Raw genomic sequence first — 16,889 nt, 5'->3', positions numbered from 1 at the left:
GGCGCGCGGTCAGCGCGGATCGGCCGTCACGTGCTCGGCGAAGCCGTCGCCGAGCAGGGCGCGTATCCGGTTCAGCGCCCGGTGGCTGCGCGAGCGGACCGCGGTGGCGCTCAGGCGCAGCACGGCGGCGGTCTCCTCGACGCTGCGGTCCTCCCAGAACCGCAGGACCAGGACGGCGCGGTCCTGGGCGGAGACGTCCTGCAGCGCGCGCAGCAGGGTGAGGCGCAGCGCGGGGTCGGTGTCGGTCACGGCGATCTCGGGGAACTCGAAGGTCACCCGCTCGCTGCTGCTGCGCCTGCGGCGCAGCGACAGGAAGGTGTTGACCAGGACCGTCTGCGCGTAGCCGGCCGGGTTCTCCAGTCGGGAGAGGCGGCGCCAGCGTACGAACATCCGGCTCAGTGCCTCCTGCACCAGGTCTTCGGCGAGATGCCGGTCACCGCCGGTGAGCAGGTAGGCCGTCTTGTGCAACTGTCCGCCACACGCCGTGGCGAAGTCGAGGAAGTCGAGCGGTCCCGGCGGTGCGTGATCGGTCGTCGATGAGTGGTCCATGCCCGGCTAACGCGGAGGGCCCGCGGCTACGTTGCAGGTGTCCGAAAAGTCCTTCGGCCCGCCCGGGAGGGCCCCCACCGGCTCCGTTACGCTGACGACCGGTGGCACCCGATGGGGGCTGACGTGCCCATGGCCGCTATAGTCTGGCCAGCCTCTCGTCCTCCGGGCGCCGCCGTGCATCGGCACGGTTGCGCCGGCTGACGGGATGCGTCTCGCCGGAACGGGGCCGGTGCGACGCTCTGTTGACGCGGCCTGCCGCCATGTTCGAACCCCGGTACCCTGCGTCGACCCTTCCGGGAGTAGCGAAGATGACCCCCTCGACCAGCCGCCGCTGCGGCGCCGTTGCCGCCGTCACCACCGGCGCCCTCCTGCTGAGCGCCTGCGGCGCGAACGGTGGCAAGCCCTCGCTGCACGACCAGCTGCCGGAGGCGATCCGCAAGGCCGGGGTGATCCGGGTCGGCGCCTCGTACACGGCCGCCCCGATGATCTTCCGGAACCCGCAGGGACAGCCGGACGGCCTTGATCCCGCGCTCGCCTCCGCGCTGGGGAAGGCGCTCGGCGTCAGGTTCGAGTTCCAGGACGTCGGCCCCTTCGCGAACGTGCTCCCCGGGGTGCTCGACAAGAAGTTCGACATCGGGATGTCGGGCATCACCGACACCCGCGAGCGGCAGCAGGGCGTCGACAAGGACAACAAGCCGATCAACGAAGGCGTCGACTTCGTGGACTACTTCATGGCCGGCATCGGGATGATGGTCGCCAAGGGCAATCCGGCGAAGGTCGAGAAGCTCGACGACCTGTGCGGCAGGTCCGTCGCGGTGAAGAAGGGCACCATCCACGACGACCTCGCGACCCGCCAGCAGAAGGCCTGCGAGCGCGAGCGCAAGCCCCTCAAGCTCGTGGAGGTCGACGCGGACGCGGACGCCCTGACCAACCTGCACAAGAACCAGGTCGACGTCTACATCACCGACTACCCGAAGGCGCTGTACAACGCCCAGACCGTCGACAACGGCCAGAGCTTCGACGTCGCCGGCCAGCAACTGCAGCCGCGCCCCTACGGCATAGCCCTGCGCAAGGCCGACACCCGGCTCCGGGACGTCCTGACCAAGGCGATGAACTCCCTCGTGGTGGACGGCACCTACGACAGCATCCTCGGGGCACGGCAGCTGACCGCCGGCGCCGTACAGAACTCCGTCGTCAACGGGGGCAGCTGAACGGCGCCTCCCGGCACGGCGGGGCGAGACCTCCGACGGCTCGATCGGACGCCCGCGGTAGCCATGCGTAGATGTGTCATGTACGCTGCGTGCTGCTGGCATCGAACAACATGCGGGCCCGGCCGTCGCCCCGTGGGGGGAGCGCCGACCGGACCCTGTTGCCCAGCTGAGGCCCGGTTGCCGCTCCGTGGGGGGAGTGCCGACCGGGCCTGGCTTCTATATACCCCAGACACGGGAGCGCGTGCATGACAATTGTCTGCTCTGCGGCCGATTCCGCGCTCATCTGTCCAGAAACCGTCGGTATGCCGACCGCTTCCGCCGGATCCGGCTCCGCGCTCCCCGCCCTGAGGGTGAGCGCAGCGACGGGGACGCACCGCGCGGGAATGCGGCGCCAGTCGGAACCGGTTGTCATCTCCACAGTTCGAGGTGTCGATCGACGAAAGGTGGAACTCCCGTGAAAGTCCGCACGTCGCTGCGCTCACTCAGGAACAAGCCGGGCGCCCAGGTGGTGCGCCGGCACGGCAAGGTGTACGTGATCAACCGCAAGGATCCCCGGAACAAGGCACGCCAGGGCTGAGACCAGCCTGCGGCCCGCCGTCCTCTCCGCCCGTCGAGAGCAGGCGCGCGCGACCGGCCCGGTCGTCACCCGCCGCACCGGCGTCCGACCCGTCCGGCCCAGCCGCCGCCACCCTGGTGGCCGGTCGAGCGGCCTCCCGAGGCCCGGTGCGGGAAGCTGAGGGTGGCAGGCAGCGGGGACGACGGGCTTCCGGGAGGTGGGCAGGTGTCCGCCAGCAGCAGTCGGCCGGCTCGGCGTGCGCGCCGGTGGCCGCGCCCGTGGAACCTGGTCGCGGTGATGGCGGCGCTGCCGGCCGCTCTCCTGGTCGTGGACGAGCTGACCCCGCCCACCATCCGGTTCGGCCCGCTGATGGTCGCCGCGCCGCCGCTGTCCGCAGCGTTCTGCGGCCCGGCCGGAGTCCTGGTCGTCATCCTGGTGATGCTGCCGTGCGTGATCCTCTCCGCCCGCGCCAACGCCCAGCTGGGGTCCCCGAACTTCCCCGTCCAGCTCGCCACCATCGCAGTGATCAGCCTCGCCGCGCTCATCGCCGCCGCCGTGCGGCAGCAGCGCGAACGCCAGCTGGCCCGGTCCCGGTCGACCGTCGAGGTGCTGCAGCACATCCTGCTGCGCCCGCCGCCGGCCCGGATCGGACCGCTGGACCTGGCCTGCCTCTACCTGACCGCCGACGAGGAGTCCTCCGTCGGCGGCGACCTCTACGCGGCCACCGTCGCCCACGGCCGGGTCCGCATCCTGCTGGGAGACGCGCAGGGCAAGGGCCTGGTCGCACTGGAGACCGCGGGCCAGGTGCTCGGCGCCTTCCGGCGGGCCGCCCGGCACCACCGGCGCGTGGAGGACCTGGTCACCGAGGTGGAGGAGGACCTCCGGGAGGTCATGGCGGAGGCCGCCGGCGAGGGCGGGCCCGGCGTCAACGACGGCGACTTCGTCACCGCGGTCTTCATCGACCTGCCGTCCGACGACGACCGCCGGATCCTGGTGGCCAACCTCGGTCACCCGCCGCCGCTGCTGCTCCACGCGGGCGTGGTCAGCACGCTGGAGCCGACGACCCCGACCCCGCCGCTCGGCCTGGGCGACCTGGCCGGAGCCCGTCCGCCGGCCGACACGTTCGGCTTTCCGCCCGGCTCCACGCTCCTCCTCTACACGGACGGCGTCGTCGAGGCCCGTAACCGCGACGGCGACTTCTATCCCCTGGCCGACCGCCTGGGCCGGTGGACCGCCCTGCCACCGGCCGGGCTCCTGGACGCGATCCACAGCGATCTGCGCCACCACGTCGGGGCGCGCCTCGGCGACGACGTCGCGATGGTGGCGATCCGCCGCACGGCGCTGTCCGCACCGGACTCCACCGCCTGAGCGACCCGCCCGGGGTCCGCGGCACCGCCGGCTCCCGGCCGTCGGCGGCTGCGCGCCTCGGAGCCGAGGAGCCGGGTCAGCCTCCCGTCAGCCCCGCCTCAGCCCGTCGCGGCACCATGAACACGCGCCGGGGAGGACAGTGCGGCTCCTCGGCCAGGGAGAGGTGCCCGGAGCGGCTCATCGGGTGCCAGGCCGGCAACGGCCGAGCAGGGCCCGCACCGGGCCCGCGCAGGTTCGAATCCTGCCCTCTCCGCCCGGTCCGAGGTGACGGACGGGAAGGCCGGCTCGCGCGCTCGGCGGTTTCGACGCTGCCACCCACCCGGTTTCGTACGGCCGAGGTCGCTACGGCTGACCATTTGGCGGGACGGCGATCGGATGCCATGATCATCGGACTGTCGGGCACGATCGGGGGCGTCTGCATGTTCGGCCGCAGAAAGCGCGAGGAGCGCCCAGTACGCCAGGAGCGCCAGGAGCGCCAGGAGCGCCAGGAGCGCCAGGAGCAGCGCACCATGACGTGGCAGGAGCTGCTGATCGTCACGGGCACCCAGACGCGGGGACTGCGTCAGGCCGTGGAGGACGCCAGGGCCGAGGTCGCCGGCCGCCGCGCGGAGCTGGACGCGGTGTACGCGCTCCGGGCGGGCGCGCCGAGGCAGGCGATCGAGGAGGCCATCGCCGACGCCGAAAGGCAGCTCGACCCGTTCGACGCCGTGCTCGCCGACTTCGACGGGACGGAGACGGCGCTCCTGGACGGAATCGCGCCCGATGACGAGCCGGAGAGCCTCAAACCGCTCGTCGACCTCTACGTGACACACGGGGAGGCGCTCGCCGAGATCGCCGACGCCTACGATCGCGTGCTGGCCGCGTACGTCGGCGCACTGGAGCAGGCCAACGCCTCCGTCTGAGCGGCTCGCGCCGATCCGTTCCTGTGGGCAGGCCCCCGAGGCGACCGGCCGCCGGCGCGTCAGTCCCGGAAGCTCGCCCGGTCCTCGGCGAGGAAGATCTTCCAGGGCCGGATCGGCTCACCGCCCCGTACGGGACGGAGCTCCACCCCGAGCCGGCGAACGCCGACCGCGGCCCACACCATCCCCTCGGAGAAGGACTGCTGCCGCCACTCCTCCTGCGCGGCGAAGAGCGGACTCACCGCGGCCCAGCCACCGCCGGGAACGAACCGGCCGACCGACCACGGGTGATCACCCCGCACGTCCCAGAGGGTTCCGATCAGCGAATCGCCCTGCCACACCTCGTAGTCGGCCGACTTCTGCGAGACCTTCGGCACGCCACCACCTCCACCGTCGGCCCCCGACCGTACCGGCAGCCGACCGACCGGCAGGCAAAGCCCAGCGGACCGCCGGCCCAACAATCGGCACCCCTCGGACGGCCGCCCCGCACCCGGGCCGGTGGGGCTTCGAGGGGCACCTGCCGAGCCGGATGCGCTCGGGGGATGCCCGGCGAGCCGCCACCGGTGTCAGCCCTGCGGCGGCCCCGCTTCCCGCTCCGCCGCCTCGGCGACGCGCTTGACGGCCGCCAGGCGCCGGTCCCAGTCGGTCGCCAGGGCGGTCATCCATCGCGCCGTCGCGTTCAGCGCCGCCGGTCGCACCGCGTACCGGACCTCGCGCCCCACCCGGCCGCCGGTGACCAACCCGGCGGCGTCGAGTGCGGCGAGGTGCTTGACGACGGCCTGTCGCGAGACGGGCAGCTGTTCCGCGAGCGTCGTCGCGGTGGCCTCGCCCTGCGCGGAGAGCAGGTCCAGCAGCTGCCGCCGCGTCGGGTCCGCCAGGGCCGCGAGGACACTGTCGACCCCCTCGGCGGCGGCGCGGTGCTCCTCCGTCACGCGGGGGCCTGTTCGGCGCGCTTCCGGAACGCGTCGAGCACCTGGGGCCAGCCGCCGGCGTTGTCCTTGACCGCCCTGCTGCGCAGCTCCTCGGACGCGGCGAGCGCGGCGAACCCGCTCTCGACCACGCGAAGGCGGGTCCCGGCGCCCTCCGGGGTCAGGGTGAACTCCACGAGGGTGCTGTTGTCCTCGCGCAGGTCCTCCCCGGGGAAGGCGCTGGCCCAGCGGTACGCCAGGTAGGTCGGCGGCTCGACCTTCTCCACACGCACCGGGAACTCGCCGTACTCGGAGTTCTTCGCCACCATCGACTCGCCCTCCCTGGCCACCGTGCCGGACACGCTTCCCGCGTCCGCCACCCAGAACCCGGGCTCTGCCACCAGTGACCAGACCCGCTCCAAGGGGGCCTCGATCAGGGTTTCGCGTTCGATCCGGTCCTCGGTCATGAGGGGCTCCTTCGTTGTCGCCGTTGAGTGCAACTCCAGGGTTGCACGTCAGAGATCCGAGCGCAACCCGCGAGTTGCACTTCCGGGGCTGGGCGCCCGGGAGCAGGCCCGGCCGGCAGGCACTCGAAACGTCCCCGGCCGGGTCCGACCGGGCAGCGGGCTGCCCTCGAAGGCACAGGTGGGGCGGGGCCGCAACCCCGACGGGGCGTGAGTCCGTGTCATGGGCCGACCTGCCGGGCACCAGGACACCACCTTCGCCTGCGGCGGGCCGAACGACGGTGACGGTCACTTCGAGCCCGCCGGCGCGCCCAAGACCTTCACGTTCGCCGCCGGCGCCACCGCCGCCCTGCTCTCCGGCGCCGAGCAGACGACGGTCCCGCTGGCCGACCTGCTCCAGCACATCCAGTCCTGCAAGTCCGACCCAGGCTCGGTGAAGGCACCGCGCACCTGCGGCAGCGAGTACCTGGTCAAGGTCGACGCGAGCGGCGCGATCACCGCCATCGGCCAGCGCTACCGCCCCTGATCGACGTCACCCGGCCGGGCCCGCCGCCGTCCTGTTCTGGACGGACCTGACCACCCGAGCGCGGGCGCGCCCCCCCTACCCGGCGGGCGTGAAGGTGCGCCGCAGATGGGCCACGGGCAGGTCGGGGTCCTCGACGCGGAGCCGGGCGCCCAGGTAGCCGTCCGGGCGGACCACGAGAGCGTCGCCGTCCCGCGCCGCGTAGGCGGCCCGGAAGGACCCGTCGGCGTCCCTGACCCACGGAGTCCGCGCGCCCTCCGGCCGCGCGTCGGGCGCCAGCACCGCGTAGACGTCCAGCAGGCCGTGGGCCGCCGTCCGGGCCGCGGTGGCGAAACGGTGCAGGGCCTCCGGGGGTGTGGAGCCGCCCGCGTAGAGCAGCAGTGCGTGGTTCGGGCTGCGCAGCAGGTCGTACAGGCGGGCCGGGTAGGCCGTCAGGGGCCGCCGCAGTCCGGTGCAGTCCGGGGCGCGGTCGCCGGCCGCGGGGCCGGATCCGGCCGGGGTGCCGTCCGGTTCGGCGAGTCGGCCGCCGCGGTAGTTGATCAGCAGCTGCGCTTCCCGGCGCATCAGGGTGGACGGGTCCTCCGGGTCGCCCTCCAGCCCCGTACGGGCGTGCCGTACGGTGCGGCTGACGACCTCCTCGCCCACCGGGTGGCGTTCGGCGTGGTAGGTGTCGAGCAGCCCGTCGGCGGCAATGCCCCGGACGGCCAGCGCCAGCTTCCAGGCCAGGTTGTACGCGTCCTGCACGCCGGTGTTCATGCCCTGGGCGCCGGTGGGCGGGTGGATGTGGGCCGCGTCGCCGGCGAGGAAGAGGCGGTCCTGCCGGTAGCGGTCGGCGAGGCGGTGGCTGATCCGGAAGACCGAGGACCAGCGCATCGCGGAGGCCGTGGTGGGTTTCGGCGAGAGCCGGTCGAGGACCGCCTGGATGTGGTGCAGTTCGGGGGCGCCGTCGTTCTCCAGGCCGTGCGCGACCTCGTCGCCCGCGGACCGGGTGAGCTCGGGCGGTACGAGCATCGACATCCGGTACCGCCGTCGGCCGGGGAGCGGGATGCAGACCAGCAGGTCGTCGGTCCGGCCGTCCGCGTCGCGGTGGGAGGCGCGCACGCCGTAGCCCTCCGGCAGGTCCCAGTCGACCTCGACGTCGCCGAGCATGTACTGCTCGGGGAAGGCGTCGCCCTCGAAGCCGATCCCGGCGGCGCGACGGACCCGGCTGTGGGCTCCGTCGCAGCCGACCACGTAGCGGGCGAGGACCTCCTCGGGCCCGGCCCGGGTGTCGAGCGAGGCCCGGACGTGGTCGGCGTCCTGTTCCAGGCCGGTCAGCTCACTCCCCCGCTCGACCGTGGTGCCGTAGCCGGCGAGGTGCTCGGTCAGCAGTCGCTCGGTCGTGTACTGGGGCAGCGCGGCGAAGCGGTACGGCACGTCGTCGGGCAGTTCGAGCTCGATTCTCGGCCCGGGTCTGCCGTTGACGAACATCAGCTGGCCGAGCATGGGGACGGCCTCGTCGAGTGCCTCGCGGACCAGGCCCATGGCGTCCCAGAGCTCCAGTGTGCGGGGCTGGACACCGACGGCCTTGGCGTACATCTGGGGCGCCGGGAGCCGGTCGACGATCCGGCAGTCGACGCCCCGGCGGCGCAGCTCCGCCGCGGCCGTCAACCCGACCGGACCCGCCCCCACGACCAGGACATCGGTCTCACCCATGAGCGCTCCCCGGTGTCGGGTCCGTGCACGTCCGCACCCGTCCAGGCTGCCCCGCTCGTGGGCCGCGCCGCCACCGGGGACGGCCCGGCAGCGGCGCGGTAGCGGGAGGGCCGGTCAGGTGAGGTTGATCGTGGCCACCCACGGCAGTCCGGGGTTGGTCGCCGTGACGAGCTGCATCCCGATGCTCTCGCCCGGGTTGACGCCCAGATCCCAGCACCAGCCGTCGAAGGGGTCGAAGGGCACGGTGACGGTGTACGGGCCGTTCCAGACCGCACCGTCGTCCGCCTCGGCGTAGAACGTCGAGTACTCGTTGGTGGTCCACAGCGGGGTGACCGACCCGCCGGGCTCGATCCGGAACCATCCCTTGGAGGCCCAGTCCGAGCCCTCGTCGCAGCCCTTGTCGAGGTAGCCGACGACGAGCCAGATTCCCGAGTTGCGCTGGTTGCTGTATTTCAGCCACATCGCCCGACCGTCACCCCTCCCCGAATCCGGCCCGCAGACGAGCCGCGAGCGGTTCCCGGGGGGCCGGCCGGGTCGGTGCGGGGGGCGGGACGGCGCCCGGGCGGGACTCGACACCCTCGGCAGTCGCCTGGGCGTAGCCGGCCTGTCGCTCGGCCAGGACACCGTCGTGGGCCCGGAGGCTGTCCGGGCGGAACGCCACGGGCCGGTCAATTTCCGGCGCACCATTGGGCGACACGGTGAACTCCCTTCGTCGGCTGTTCTTTCCCCGTCACGGTAGTCCGCATACGGCCCGTCCCGATCGGGGACACTCCGCCGGACCTGGGCCGTCGACCGGTTGACGGGACGTCGGCGCGGCCGGACCGGGCCGGCCCCACCGCGTCCGGCGCTCGAAGGCTCGGCCCGGCCACGGTCAGCGCGGGCGACACGGGGGTCCGGCCCGCCGGCCGCCGGCCGGTCCGCCGGCGAGGCCGCAGCCCGCCGGGTCCGCGGGGGTGGCCCGGTCCGCGGACGGGGTGGCGGTGGCCGAGGCAGGGCGCGGGGCGGTCGAGGTGTCGGCCCTTCCCGCGGCCGCCGCGGCGGCGCAGACGGCCACGCCGAGCAGGACGCTCGCCAGGCCGAGGGCGCGGCTTCGCACGGCGGCGTTCACCGGGCGGCGGTCGCCCTGCCCGGCTGGGCGCCGGTGCGGGGCGGGCGGCCCGGGGCACGGGCGAGCGCGGTGTCGATCAGCAGGTCGAGCAGCTCCGGGTAACACAGGCCCGCGGCGGCCCAGATCCTGGGGTACTGGGAGGCGGCGGTGAAGCCGGGGAAGGTGTTCACCTCGTTGACCACGGGCCGGGTGCCGTCGCGGAGCAGGAAGTCGACCCGCAGCAGCCCGGAGCAGCCCAGGGCCTCGAACACCTCCAGCGCCATCTCCTGCAGTACGGTGCCGAGTTCGCCGGGCAGCCGGGCCGGTATCTCGAACCTGGTGGCGCCGTCGCGGTACTTGGCGTCGTGGTCGAAGAACACCCGGCCCCCGCCCACCCGGATCTCCAGCGGCGGTCCGGCCCGCAGGCTGCCGTCCGGGTGCTCGACGACCGCGACGTCCACCTCCCGGCCGAGGACCGCCTCCTCGACCAGCACCTTGCCGTCCGATTCCCGGGCGGTGGCGACGGCGGCGCCGAGCCCGTCCCAGGACTCCACCCTGGTCACGCCCAGGCTGGAGCCGGCCCGCGCCGGTTTGACGAACACCGGCAGGCCGAGCCGCTGCCGCTCGGATTCCGGCAGCTCGTCGCAGCCGGGGCCGCAGAGCAGCGCCGAGCCCGCCACCGGCAGGCCGGCGGAGGCGAGCAGCCGTTTGGTCACGTCCTTGTCCATCCCGACGGCGCTCGCCAGCACCCCGTTGCCGACGTACGGGACGCCCAGCAGCTCCAGCAGGCCCTGGACCGTGCCGTCCTCGCCGTACGGGCCGTGCAGGGCCGGGAAGACCAGGTCGGCGGCGCCGAGGACCGGCCCGGCGGCCAGCAGGCTGTCCCAGGCGGTGCTCCCCCGGGCGGGGGTGAGGCGGGCCAGCTCCGCGGCGTCGTAGGTGGCGGCCGGCAGGTCGGCGGGGCCGGGCACCCACTCGCCCCCGGTGGTGATCCGGACCGGCCGGACCCGGTAGCGGCCGCGGTCGAGGTGCGTGAGGATGCCGGCGGCCGAGGCGCACGAGACGTCGTGCTCGCCGCTGCGGCCGCCGAAGAGGACGGCCACGTCGGTCCGGCCGTCGGTGTGCGGCCGGGTATGGGTGTCAGACACGGTGATCGGTCTCCGTCTCGGTAGGGGTCGGTTTCGCTGCCGGTTTCGGTGCTGGTTTCGGGGTCGGGCTCGGGCTCGGGCTCGGGCTCGGCGCCGGCGCCGGCGCCGGGAGGTAGCGGCGGGGCACCCGGGCGCCGATCCCGGTCAGCACCTCGTGCGGATTGGTGCCGGCCCAGCGGGCCCAGTCGGCGGCGGTGGGCTCACCCCGGTCCCCGGGGCCGAACACGAGGACGTCCTCGCCGATCCCGACCGCGAGCGCGCCCGCGTCCAGCACGCACTGGTCCATCGCGATCCGCCCCGCGACCGGGCGCTGCGCCCCCGCCACCCACATCCGGGCCCGCCCGGATGCGGCCCGCGGCACGCCGTCCGCGAAGCCCAGCGGGACCAGCAGCAGGGTGCCGTCCTGCGCGGCGGTGTACGCGTGCCCGTACGACACGCCCTCCCCCGCCGCCACCGGGCGGGCCATGATGGCGCGCGCCCGCAGGGTCATGGCGGGGCGCAGCCCGAACACCCGCCCCGGGACCGGCTCGACGCCGTACAGGCCGAGGCCTGCGCGGACCAGGTCGAAGTGGGTGCGCGGCGCGGTCAGGCCGGCCGCCGAGTTGGCCAGGTGCAGCAGTTCCGGGCGCAGTCCCGCGTCCCGGGCCGTGGCGACGGACCGCTCGAACTCGGCCACCTGGGCCGCAGTCCCGGGGCCCGGCCCGTCCGGGTCGACCAGGTGCGACCACAGCCCGCGGACGGCGAGCAGGCCGCGGGTTTCGAGTGCCCGGGCGTGCCGCACCAGGGCGGGCCAGTCGGCGGGGGGCGCGCCGTTACGGCGCAGCCCGGTGTCGGCCTTCAGGTGGATCCGGGCGGCGACGCCGCTGCGGGCCGCGCAGGCGGCGATCCCGGCCAGGTGGACCGGTGCGGAGACCGCGAGGTCGACACCGGCCAGCAGGGCCGGGGTGAAGTCCTCGTCGGGCAGGTGCATCCAGCTGAGCACGGGGGCGGTGATGCCCTCGGCGCGCAGTGCGAGCGCCTCGGCGGTGGAGGTGACGCCGAGCCAGCTCGCGCCGTGCGCGAGGGCGGTCCGGGCGACGTGGGCCGCGCCGTGCCCGAAGCCGTCGGCCTTCACCACGGCCATCAGGGCGCCGCGGGCGCGGGCGGCGAGCAGCTCGGTGTTGTGGGCCACCGCGGCCAGGTCGACGACGGCCTCGGCGTACCGCGCATCGGTACGTGGCGGCGCGGGCCGCGCGGGTTGTGGGCGCCGGGTCCCGCCGGGGGCGGGGTGGCGGTCGCGGGAAACCGCCGGTGCTCGGCTGCTGGTCGTGCTCCGCATGGATGGGCACCTCCGTCGGGCTCGTGCGGCCGGCGCCGGGTGTCCGTCCCGGGCCGCGGCCAGTCCACCTGACGGGCCGTGAACGGGCGGTGAGTCGATCACTCACACGGGGCTCACATCCGATCCCGCATACTGGGCTGCTCGTGATCGGCCCAGGGCGGGCCCGGGCGGACCTGGGGGGACGAGTGGGACAGGTGAGACGGGTCGGACGGGTGGGAACGCCTGCGTGCGGAGTCGTACGGCGGCCCGGCGGGCCGCGGCCGTGACGGCGTACCCCGCGCCGGGCTCCGACGCCCGGCACACCTGGGGCGGGAGCCTGCGGCTCAGGCTCACCGTGGTGTTCGGTGTGATGTTCTTCGTGGCGGCCGCGGCCGTCCTCGCCGTGACCGTCGTGCTGGTCGGCAATTCGATGCGGTACGGCTTGGACCTGGCGTTCCCCGGCAGCTACAGCATCGATCCCGGTATGTCCCCGGACGTGCAGAAGTACCTCGCGCAGCAGCAGGCGGCGCAGCCCGCGACGAAGCGGATCATGCTGGCGTCGATGCAGGACAACCTGCTGTTCAAGGGCGGCCTGACGGTGCTCACCGTCGGTGTGGTCGCGACCACCGCGGGCTGGCTGGTGGCGGGCCGGCTGGTCCGGCCGCTCAGCATGATCAGCTCGACCGCCGAACGGATCGCCGGGCGCACCCTGCACCGGCGGATCGACCTGCAGGCGCCGCCGGGCGAGGTGAAGTCGCTGGCGGACTCCTTCGACAGCATGCTGGACCGGCTGGACCAGGCGTTCGCCGGCCAGTCCCGGTTCATCTCCAACGCCGCGCACGAGCTGAAGACCCCGATCGCCGTCAACCGGACGCTGGTCGAGGTCGCGATGGGCCGGCCCGAGGCCCCGCCCGAGGTGCGGCAGCTCGGCGAGAACCTGCTCGCCGTCGCCGCGCGCCACGAGCGGCTGATCGACGCCCTGCTGACGCTCGCCCGGGCCGAGGACTCACTGACCGAGCTGGTGCCGCTGGACCTGGCGGAGCTCGCCGAGTCGGTCCTGGACTCGGCCGCCGTGGAGGCGGAGCGCCGCGGGGTGACCATGGACGACCAGGTGCAGCCGGCCACGGTGACCGGTGACCCGGTGCTCCTGGAGCAGGTCGTGCGCAACCTGGTCGACAACGCCCTGCGCTACAACGTGCCGGGCGGGAAGGTGACGGTGCGGACCTCGATGGGCCGTCAGGACGCCGAGATCCTGGTGGGCAACACCGGACCGGTCATCTCCGCGCACGAGATCCCGGTGCTGTTCGCGCCGTTCCGGCGGCTGACCGACCGGGTCGGCTCGGCCAGGGGCAGCGGGCTCGGTCTGTCGATCGTCCGGGCGGTGGCGCAGGCCCACGGTGGTGAGGCGACCGCACTGCCGCGCCGCGGCGGCGGCCTCACCGTGCGGGTGCTGCTGCCGGTGGCCGGCCCTGGTCCGGTGGCGGGGCGCGGCCGCTGACGGGGCGTGCGCCCCGGCTGGTCACGGGATGCGGTAACCCGTCCCGGTGATGGTCTGGATCAGCGGCGGCTCGGCGAGCTTGCGGCGCAGACTGCGGATGGTGACCCGGACGATGGTGGTGAACGGGTCGATGTTCTCGTCCCACACCCGTTCGAGCAGGTCCTCGGCGGAGACGGGCGCGCCCTGGGCCCGCAGCAACTCCTCCAGGACGGCGAACTCCTTGCGCGACAGGGCGAGCGGCCTGCCGTCGCGACTGGCCGCGCGGTGGTGCGGGTCCAGCCGCACGCCCGACCGTTCGAGGACGGGCGGGGCGGCCGGCCGGGCCCGACGTCCCAGCGCGCGGATCCGGGCGATCAGCTCGGCGAAGGCGAACGGCTTCGCCAGGTAGTCGTCGGCCCCCAGGTTCAGGCCCGCGACGCGCTGGGCCAGCGAGGCCGAGACGGTCAGCATCAGGACGCGCACGTCCGCCCCGGCCGCCACCGTGCGGCGGCACACCTCGTCGCCGTGGAGCCCGGGCAGGTCGCGGTCGAGGACCATGACGTCGTAGCTGTTGACGGCCAGCCGCTCCATGGCCGCCTCGCCGTCGTGGACGAGATCCACGGCGAAGGCCTCGTTCCGGAGCCCCTCGGCGATGGCCCGGGCCAGCAGTTCCTCGTCCTCGACCACCAGTACGCGCATGGGCTCCCGCTCTCGTTCCCGTCCCTTGATCGGACGTGACCGGCCGCCGAACGGTTGCGCGCCACCGGGCCCGGCGCGCCGGAGCGGGCCGAGCCGCACGGCCGGCCGGAGTGATCCGGGCAACTTCGCACAAGATTTCCCGGCGAACCCCTGGACTTCAGCGGGGGCGAACAGGTAGAAATCGCGCAACGAAACTCCGTGTACTCACGGTTTCCGATCATGGGCCGCCTCCTCGTGCCCACCCATGCGCTCACGCCCGTACGCGCGGCCCACCGCCGCCGCGGACCGGACCACAGCCGCCCCCGCCCCATCGCCACGCCGTAGGCGCCGAGACCCAGACCCCGACACGCCCACAGCCGAGGTGCCCCATGCCGCTGACCCCCGCAGACATCCGAAACAAGCGGTTCGCCACCGTCCGGCTCCGCGAGGGCTACGACGAGGGCGAGGTCGACGACTTGCTCGACGAGGCCGAAGCCGAGGTGGAGCGGCTGCTGCGGGAGAACGAGGGCCTGCGCGCGAAGCTGGCCTCGACCCGCCTCCGTCCCCCGCCGGCGCCCACGCCGGTGCCCACGCCGGTGCCCACGCCGGTGCCGGCGCCTGCACCCGCGCCTGCGGCGCCCCGCCCGGCGGTCGCGCCGCCCACCCGGCCGGAGCCGACGGGCGCGCAGAGCGCCGGCCATGTCCTCGCACACGCCCAGCGGGTCGCCGACCAGGCCGTCGCGGCCGCCCGCGGAGAGGCCCAGGCGATCTTCACCGCGGCTCGCATCCGCGCCGAAGGCGTCGAACACGGGGCCCGCTCCCGCGCCGCCTCGCTGGAGTACGAAGCCCGAACCGCCCACCAGACGGTGATCGGCGGACTGGAAGCCGCCCGAGCCGCCGTCGAGGCACGACTCGACGAGCTGCGCAGCCTCGAACACGAGTACCGCACCCGCCTGAAGTCCTACCTGGCGCAGCAGCTGCGCCGCCTGGACCCTCCCGCCGACACGACCCCGCCCGCCACCGGCCTCGTCCCGCTGCCCCGACCAGCCGTCCAGCAGGCCGACACCCAGCCGCTGCCACGGCCGGTGAGCCCGGCGTCGCCGGGACTGCTGCACGCGACCGCCGGATGACCGGAAGGACGCCCCCGGCCCCGCCGACCGGCGCCGCAGACTGACCGCTGTTGAGCATCCATCCGCCGGGCGCGACGAGTGCTCCCGGCGCTTGTCCGGCGGGCGTACGCGGGGAGACCTAGCGGCTCCCGCGGCGGCTGCGACCCGGAGCCGGGGTGCACACAGGTGTCGGGCCACGGCCCTGCCGGCACGATCTGCCGCCGACGGCGGCGGGCAGCCGTGCGGGAGTGACGGGCCACGGCCCCGGCGGTGTCCGACCCCCGGACGCCCGGCGGCCGGGCGCGCGGGAGTTGGTAGCATCCGGGCGAGCCGTGACTGGCGCGCAGGGATGGATCAACCATCGGGGAGCGGCTCCGTGTCTCACGCTGTCGCCGTGCGCCTGGGCCGTCCGAATCCCGCGAGGAGACCGCCTTGGCCAGCCCTGTCACGCATATCCCGGCGAACACCGCCGCCTCCGCCAACACCGCCTTCCGCAGCGCGCTCGACGTGGTGCGCGAGGTCGAGCCGCGCGTCGCGGCCGCCATCGGGGCCGAGATCGAGGACCAGCGGGCCTCCCTCAAGCTGATCGCCAGCGAGAACTACGCCTCCCCCGCCGTGCTGCTCGCCATGGGCAACTGGCTCAGCGACAAGTACGCCGAGGGCACCGCCGGACGCCGCTTCTACGCCGGCTGCCGCAACGTCGACACCGTCGAGTCGCTGGCCGCCGAGCACGCCCGCGCCCTGTTCGGCGCCCAGCACGCCTACGTCCAGCCCCACTCCGGGATCGACGCCAACCTGGTGGCGTTCTGGGCCGTGCTCTCCCAGCGGGTCGAGAGCCCGGCGCTCGGGCGCGCCGGGGTCCGCCAGGTCAACGACCTCGGCGAGCAGGACTGGGCCGAGCTCCGCCGGGAGCTCGGCAACCAGCGGATGCTGGGGATGTCGCTGGACACCGGCGGCCACCTCACCCACGGCTTCCGTCCGAACATCTCGGGCAAGATGTTCGACCAGCGCAGTTACGGCACCGACCCCGCCACCGGGCTGATCGACTACGCCGCGCTCCGGGCCACCGCCCGGGAGTTCCGGCCGCTGATCCTGGTGGCCGGCTACTCCGCGTACCCCCGGCTGGTGAACTTCCGGCTGATGCGCGAGATCGCCGACGAGGTCGGCGCGACCCTGATGGTCGACATGGCGCACTTCGCGGGCCTGGTCGCGGGCAAGGTGCTCACCGGCGACTTCGACCCCGTCCCGCACGCCCAGATCGTCACCAGCACCACCCACAAGTCACTGCGCGGACCGCGCGGCGGCCTGGTGCTGTGCGACTCGGAGCTGGCCGAACACGTCGACCGGGGCTGCCCGATGGTGCTCGGCGGCCCGCTCTCCCATGTGATGGCGGCCAAGGCTGTGGCGTTCGCGGAGGCCCGCCGCCCCGAGTTCCAGGACTACGCCCAGCGGGTCGTGGACAACGCCAAGGCCCTGGCCGAGGGCCTGCTGCGACGCGGCGCCACCCTGGTCACCGGCGGCACGGACAACCACCTGGTGCTCGCAGACGTCTCCGGCTACGGCCTGACCGGCCGTCAGGCCGAGGCGGCGCTGCTCGACTCGGGCATCGTCACCAACCGCAATGCCGTGCCGCAGGATCCGAACGGCGCCTGGTACACCTCCGGAGTCCGGATCGGCACACCGGCACTCACCACCCGGGGTCTCGGTACCGCGGAGATGGACGAGATCGCCGGCCTGATCGACACCGTGCTGCGCGGTACGACCCCGGCGCCCGGGTCCGGCGGCACGCCGTCCAAGGCCGGCTACCGGCTGGACGACGCGCTGCGCGACGGCGTGGCCAAGCGCGCCGCCGACCTGCTGGCGGGTTTCCCGCTCTATCCGGGCATCGACCTGGCGTAACGGGCACCGCCCGGTAGGCCA

General features: G+C 74.2%; 18 protein-coding genes, 1 tRNA gene and 1 riboswitch. Of the genes, 9 read left to right on the top strand and 10 right to left on the bottom strand.

Features of this window, described 5'->3' with window-relative positions; genetic code table 11:
- Positions 1-9 precede the first annotated feature (9 nt).
- Entirely contained in the window at positions 10-549 is a 540-nt protein-coding gene (locus tag OG871_RS35450; RefSeq protein WP_371502444.1) for a SigE family RNA polymerase sigma factor, read from the bottom strand.
- 308 nt (positions 550-857) lie between these two features.
- On the opposite strand from OG871_RS35450, the gene OG871_RS35445 reads away from it, so the two are divergent.
- The 5 genes from OG871_RS35445 (at position 858) to OG871_RS35425 (ending at position 4,586) form a co-directional block, all read left to right on the top strand.
- Positions 858-1,760 carry an ABC transporter substrate-binding protein gene (locus OG871_RS35445; RefSeq protein ID WP_371502443.1) on the top strand — a complete coding sequence of 301 codons (903 nt, stop codon included), beginning with the start codon at positions 858-860 and terminating at the stop codon, positions 1,758-1,760.
- Positions 1,761-2,214: 454 nt separating this feature from the next.
- Entirely contained in the window at positions 2,215-2,337 is a 123-nt protein-coding gene (gene ykgO, locus OG871_RS35440) for a type B 50S ribosomal protein L36 (RefSeq protein WP_371502441.1), read from the top strand.
- 204 nt (positions 2,338-2,541) lie between these two features.
- Positions 2,542-3,684 carry a PP2C family protein-serine/threonine phosphatase gene (locus tag OG871_RS35435; RefSeq protein ID WP_371502439.1) on the top strand — a complete coding sequence of 381 codons (1,143 nt, stop codon included), beginning with the start codon at positions 2,542-2,544 and terminating at the stop codon, positions 3,682-3,684.
- 157 nt (positions 3,685-3,841) lie between these two features.
- Positions 3,842-3,937, top strand: a tRNA-Ala gene (locus OG871_RS35430).
- Positions 3,938-4,064: 127 nt separating this feature from the next.
- On the top strand, positions 4,065-4,586 hold the full coding sequence (locus tag OG871_RS35425; protein ID WP_371502437.1) for a hypothetical protein: 522 nt from the start codon (positions 4,065-4,067) through the stop codon (positions 4,584-4,586).
- A gap of 59 nt (positions 4,587-4,645) precedes the next feature.
- On the opposite strand, the gene OG871_RS35420 is transcribed toward OG871_RS35425, so the two are convergent.
- The 3 genes from OG871_RS35420 to OG871_RS35410 all read right to left on the bottom strand — a co-directional run bounded on the left by OG871_RS35420 (position 4,646) and on the right by OG871_RS35410 (position 5,958).
- Positions 4,646-4,960, bottom strand: coding sequence for a hypothetical protein (locus tag OG871_RS35420; RefSeq protein ID WP_371502435.1), 315 nt, complete (start codon positions 4,958-4,960; stop codon positions 4,646-4,648).
- A gap of 189 nt (positions 4,961-5,149) precedes the next feature.
- Positions 5,150-5,515 carry an ArsR/SmtB family transcription factor gene (locus OG871_RS35415; protein WP_371502433.1) on the bottom strand — a complete coding sequence of 122 codons (366 nt, stop codon included), beginning with the start codon at positions 5,513-5,515 and terminating at the stop codon, positions 5,150-5,152.
- On the bottom strand, positions 5,512-5,958 hold the full coding sequence (locus OG871_RS35410) for an SRPBCC domain-containing protein (protein ID WP_371502432.1): 447 nt from the start codon (positions 5,956-5,958) through the stop codon (positions 5,512-5,514). The genes OG871_RS35415 and OG871_RS35410 overlap by 4 nt, the downstream gene beginning before the upstream one ends.
- Positions 5,959-6,178: 220 nt before the next feature.
- On the opposite strand from OG871_RS35410, the gene OG871_RS35405 reads away from it, so the two are divergent.
- Positions 6,179-6,481 carry a hypothetical protein gene (locus OG871_RS35405; protein ID WP_371502431.1) on the top strand — a complete coding sequence of 101 codons (303 nt, stop codon included), beginning with the start codon at positions 6,179-6,181 and terminating at the stop codon, positions 6,479-6,481.
- A 75-nt stretch (positions 6,482-6,556) separates the two neighbouring features.
- Here the strand turns inward: OG871_RS35405 and OG871_RS35400 are convergent, their stop codons facing one another.
- The 5 genes from OG871_RS35400 to alr all read right to left on the bottom strand — a co-directional run bounded on the left by OG871_RS35400 (position 6,557) and on the right by alr (position 11,726).
- A complete protein-coding gene (locus OG871_RS35400) occupies positions 6,557-8,173 on the bottom strand; it encodes an FAD-dependent monooxygenase (RefSeq protein ID WP_371502430.1) in 1,617 nt (538 codons plus the stop codon).
- A 114-nt stretch (positions 8,174-8,287) separates the two neighbouring features.
- On the bottom strand, positions 8,288-8,635 hold the full coding sequence (locus OG871_RS35395; RefSeq protein ID WP_371502429.1) for a hypothetical protein: 348 nt from the start codon (positions 8,633-8,635) through the stop codon (positions 8,288-8,290).
- A 409-nt stretch (positions 8,636-9,044) separates the two neighbouring features.
- On the bottom strand, positions 9,045-9,269 hold the full coding sequence (locus OG871_RS35390; protein ID WP_371502428.1) for a hypothetical protein: 225 nt from the start codon (positions 9,267-9,269) through the stop codon (positions 9,045-9,047).
- 8 nt (positions 9,270-9,277) lie between these two features.
- Positions 9,278-10,408, bottom strand: coding sequence for a D-alanine--D-alanine ligase family protein (locus OG871_RS35385; RefSeq protein WP_371502427.1), 1,131 nt, complete (start codon positions 10,406-10,408; stop codon positions 9,278-9,280).
- Positions 10,401-11,726: an alanine racemase gene (gene alr, locus OG871_RS35380; RefSeq protein WP_371502426.1), complete on the bottom strand. Its 1,326-nt coding sequence runs from the start codon at positions 11,724-11,726 to the stop codon at positions 10,401-10,403. Before alr ends, OG871_RS35385 begins: the two co-directional genes overlap by 8 nt.
- Before the next feature lie 226 nt (positions 11,727-11,952).
- On the opposite strand from alr, the gene OG871_RS35375 reads away from it, so the two are divergent.
- Positions 11,953-13,203 carry a sensor histidine kinase gene (locus tag OG871_RS35375; protein ID WP_371502425.1) on the top strand — a complete coding sequence of 417 codons (1,251 nt, stop codon included), beginning with the start codon at positions 11,953-11,955 and terminating at the stop codon, positions 13,201-13,203.
- A gap of 21 nt (positions 13,204-13,224) precedes the next feature.
- Here OG871_RS35375 and OG871_RS35370 read toward each other — a convergent pair whose 3' ends face one another.
- The gene (locus tag OG871_RS35370; protein WP_371502424.1) at positions 13,225-13,881 is read right to left on the bottom strand and encodes a response regulator transcription factor; all 657 of its coding nucleotides are present in this window, start codon (positions 13,879-13,881) and stop codon (positions 13,225-13,227) included.
- A gap of 368 nt (positions 13,882-14,249) precedes the next feature.
- On the opposite strand from OG871_RS35370, the gene OG871_RS35365 reads away from it, so the two are divergent.
- Positions 14,250-14,990, top strand: a complete 741-nt coding sequence (locus tag OG871_RS35365; protein ID WP_371502423.1) for a DivIVA domain-containing protein — start codon at positions 14,250-14,252, stop codon at positions 14,988-14,990.
- Between the two features lie 301 nt (positions 14,991-15,291).
- Positions 15,292-15,382: riboswitch (ZMP/ZTP riboswitch) on the top strand.
- A gap of 19 nt (positions 15,383-15,401) precedes the next feature.
- Positions 15,402-16,868 (top strand): glycine hydroxymethyltransferase, encoded by a 1,467-nt coding sequence (locus OG871_RS35360; RefSeq protein ID WP_371502422.1) that lies wholly within the window; start codon positions 15,402-15,404, stop codon positions 16,866-16,868.
- The last annotated feature ends 21 nt before the right edge of the window (positions 16,869-16,889 follow it).

This window comes from Kitasatospora sp. NBC_00374, assembly GCF_041434935.1.
Lineage (GTDB): Bacteria > Actinomycetota > Actinomycetes > Streptomycetales > Streptomycetaceae > Kitasatospora.
The sequence above is the reverse complement of the archived record's forward strand: the minus strand, read 5'-3'. Positions and strand labels throughout refer to the sequence as shown.

What these genes read in the sequence shown, in the direction of transcription:
- OG871_RS35450 (WP_371502444.1), bottom strand. Translation starts at nt 549, where the DNA reads ATGGACCACTCATCGACGACCGATCACGCACCGCCGGGACCGCTCGAC.
- OG871_RS35445 (WP_371502443.1), top strand. Translation starts at nt 858, where the DNA reads ATGACCCCCTCGACCAGCCGCCGCTGCGGCGCCGTTGCCGCCGTCACC.
- OG871_RS35425 (WP_371502437.1), top strand. Translation starts at nt 4,065, where the DNA reads ATGATCATCGGACTGTCGGGCACGATCGGGGGCGTCTGCATGTTCGGC.
- OG871_RS35410 (WP_371502432.1), bottom strand. Translation starts at nt 5,958, where the DNA reads ATGACCGAGGACCGGATCGAACGCGAAACCCTGATCGAGGCCCCCTTG.
- OG871_RS35405 (WP_371502431.1), top strand. Translation starts at nt 6,179, where the DNA reads ATGGGCCGACCTGCCGGGCACCAGGACACCACCTTCGCCTGCGGCGGG.
- OG871_RS35400 (WP_371502430.1), bottom strand. Translation starts at nt 8,173, where the DNA reads ATGGGTGAGACCGATGTCCTGGTCGTGGGGGCGGGTCCGGTCGGGTTG.
- OG871_RS35395 (WP_371502429.1), bottom strand. Translation starts at nt 8,635, where the DNA reads ATGTGGCTGAAATACAGCAACCAGCGCAACTCGGGAATCTGGCTCGTC.
- alr (WP_371502426.1), bottom strand. Translation starts at nt 11,726, where the DNA reads ATGCGGAGCACGACCAGCAGCCGAGCACCGGCGGTTTCCCGCGACCGC.
- OG871_RS35370 (WP_371502424.1), bottom strand. Translation starts at nt 13,881, where the DNA reads ATGCGCGTACTGGTGGTCGAGGACGAGGAACTGCTGGCCCGGGCCATC.
- OG871_RS35365 (WP_371502423.1), top strand. Translation starts at nt 14,250, where the DNA reads ATGCCGCTGACCCCCGCAGACATCCGAAACAAGCGGTTCGCCACCGTC.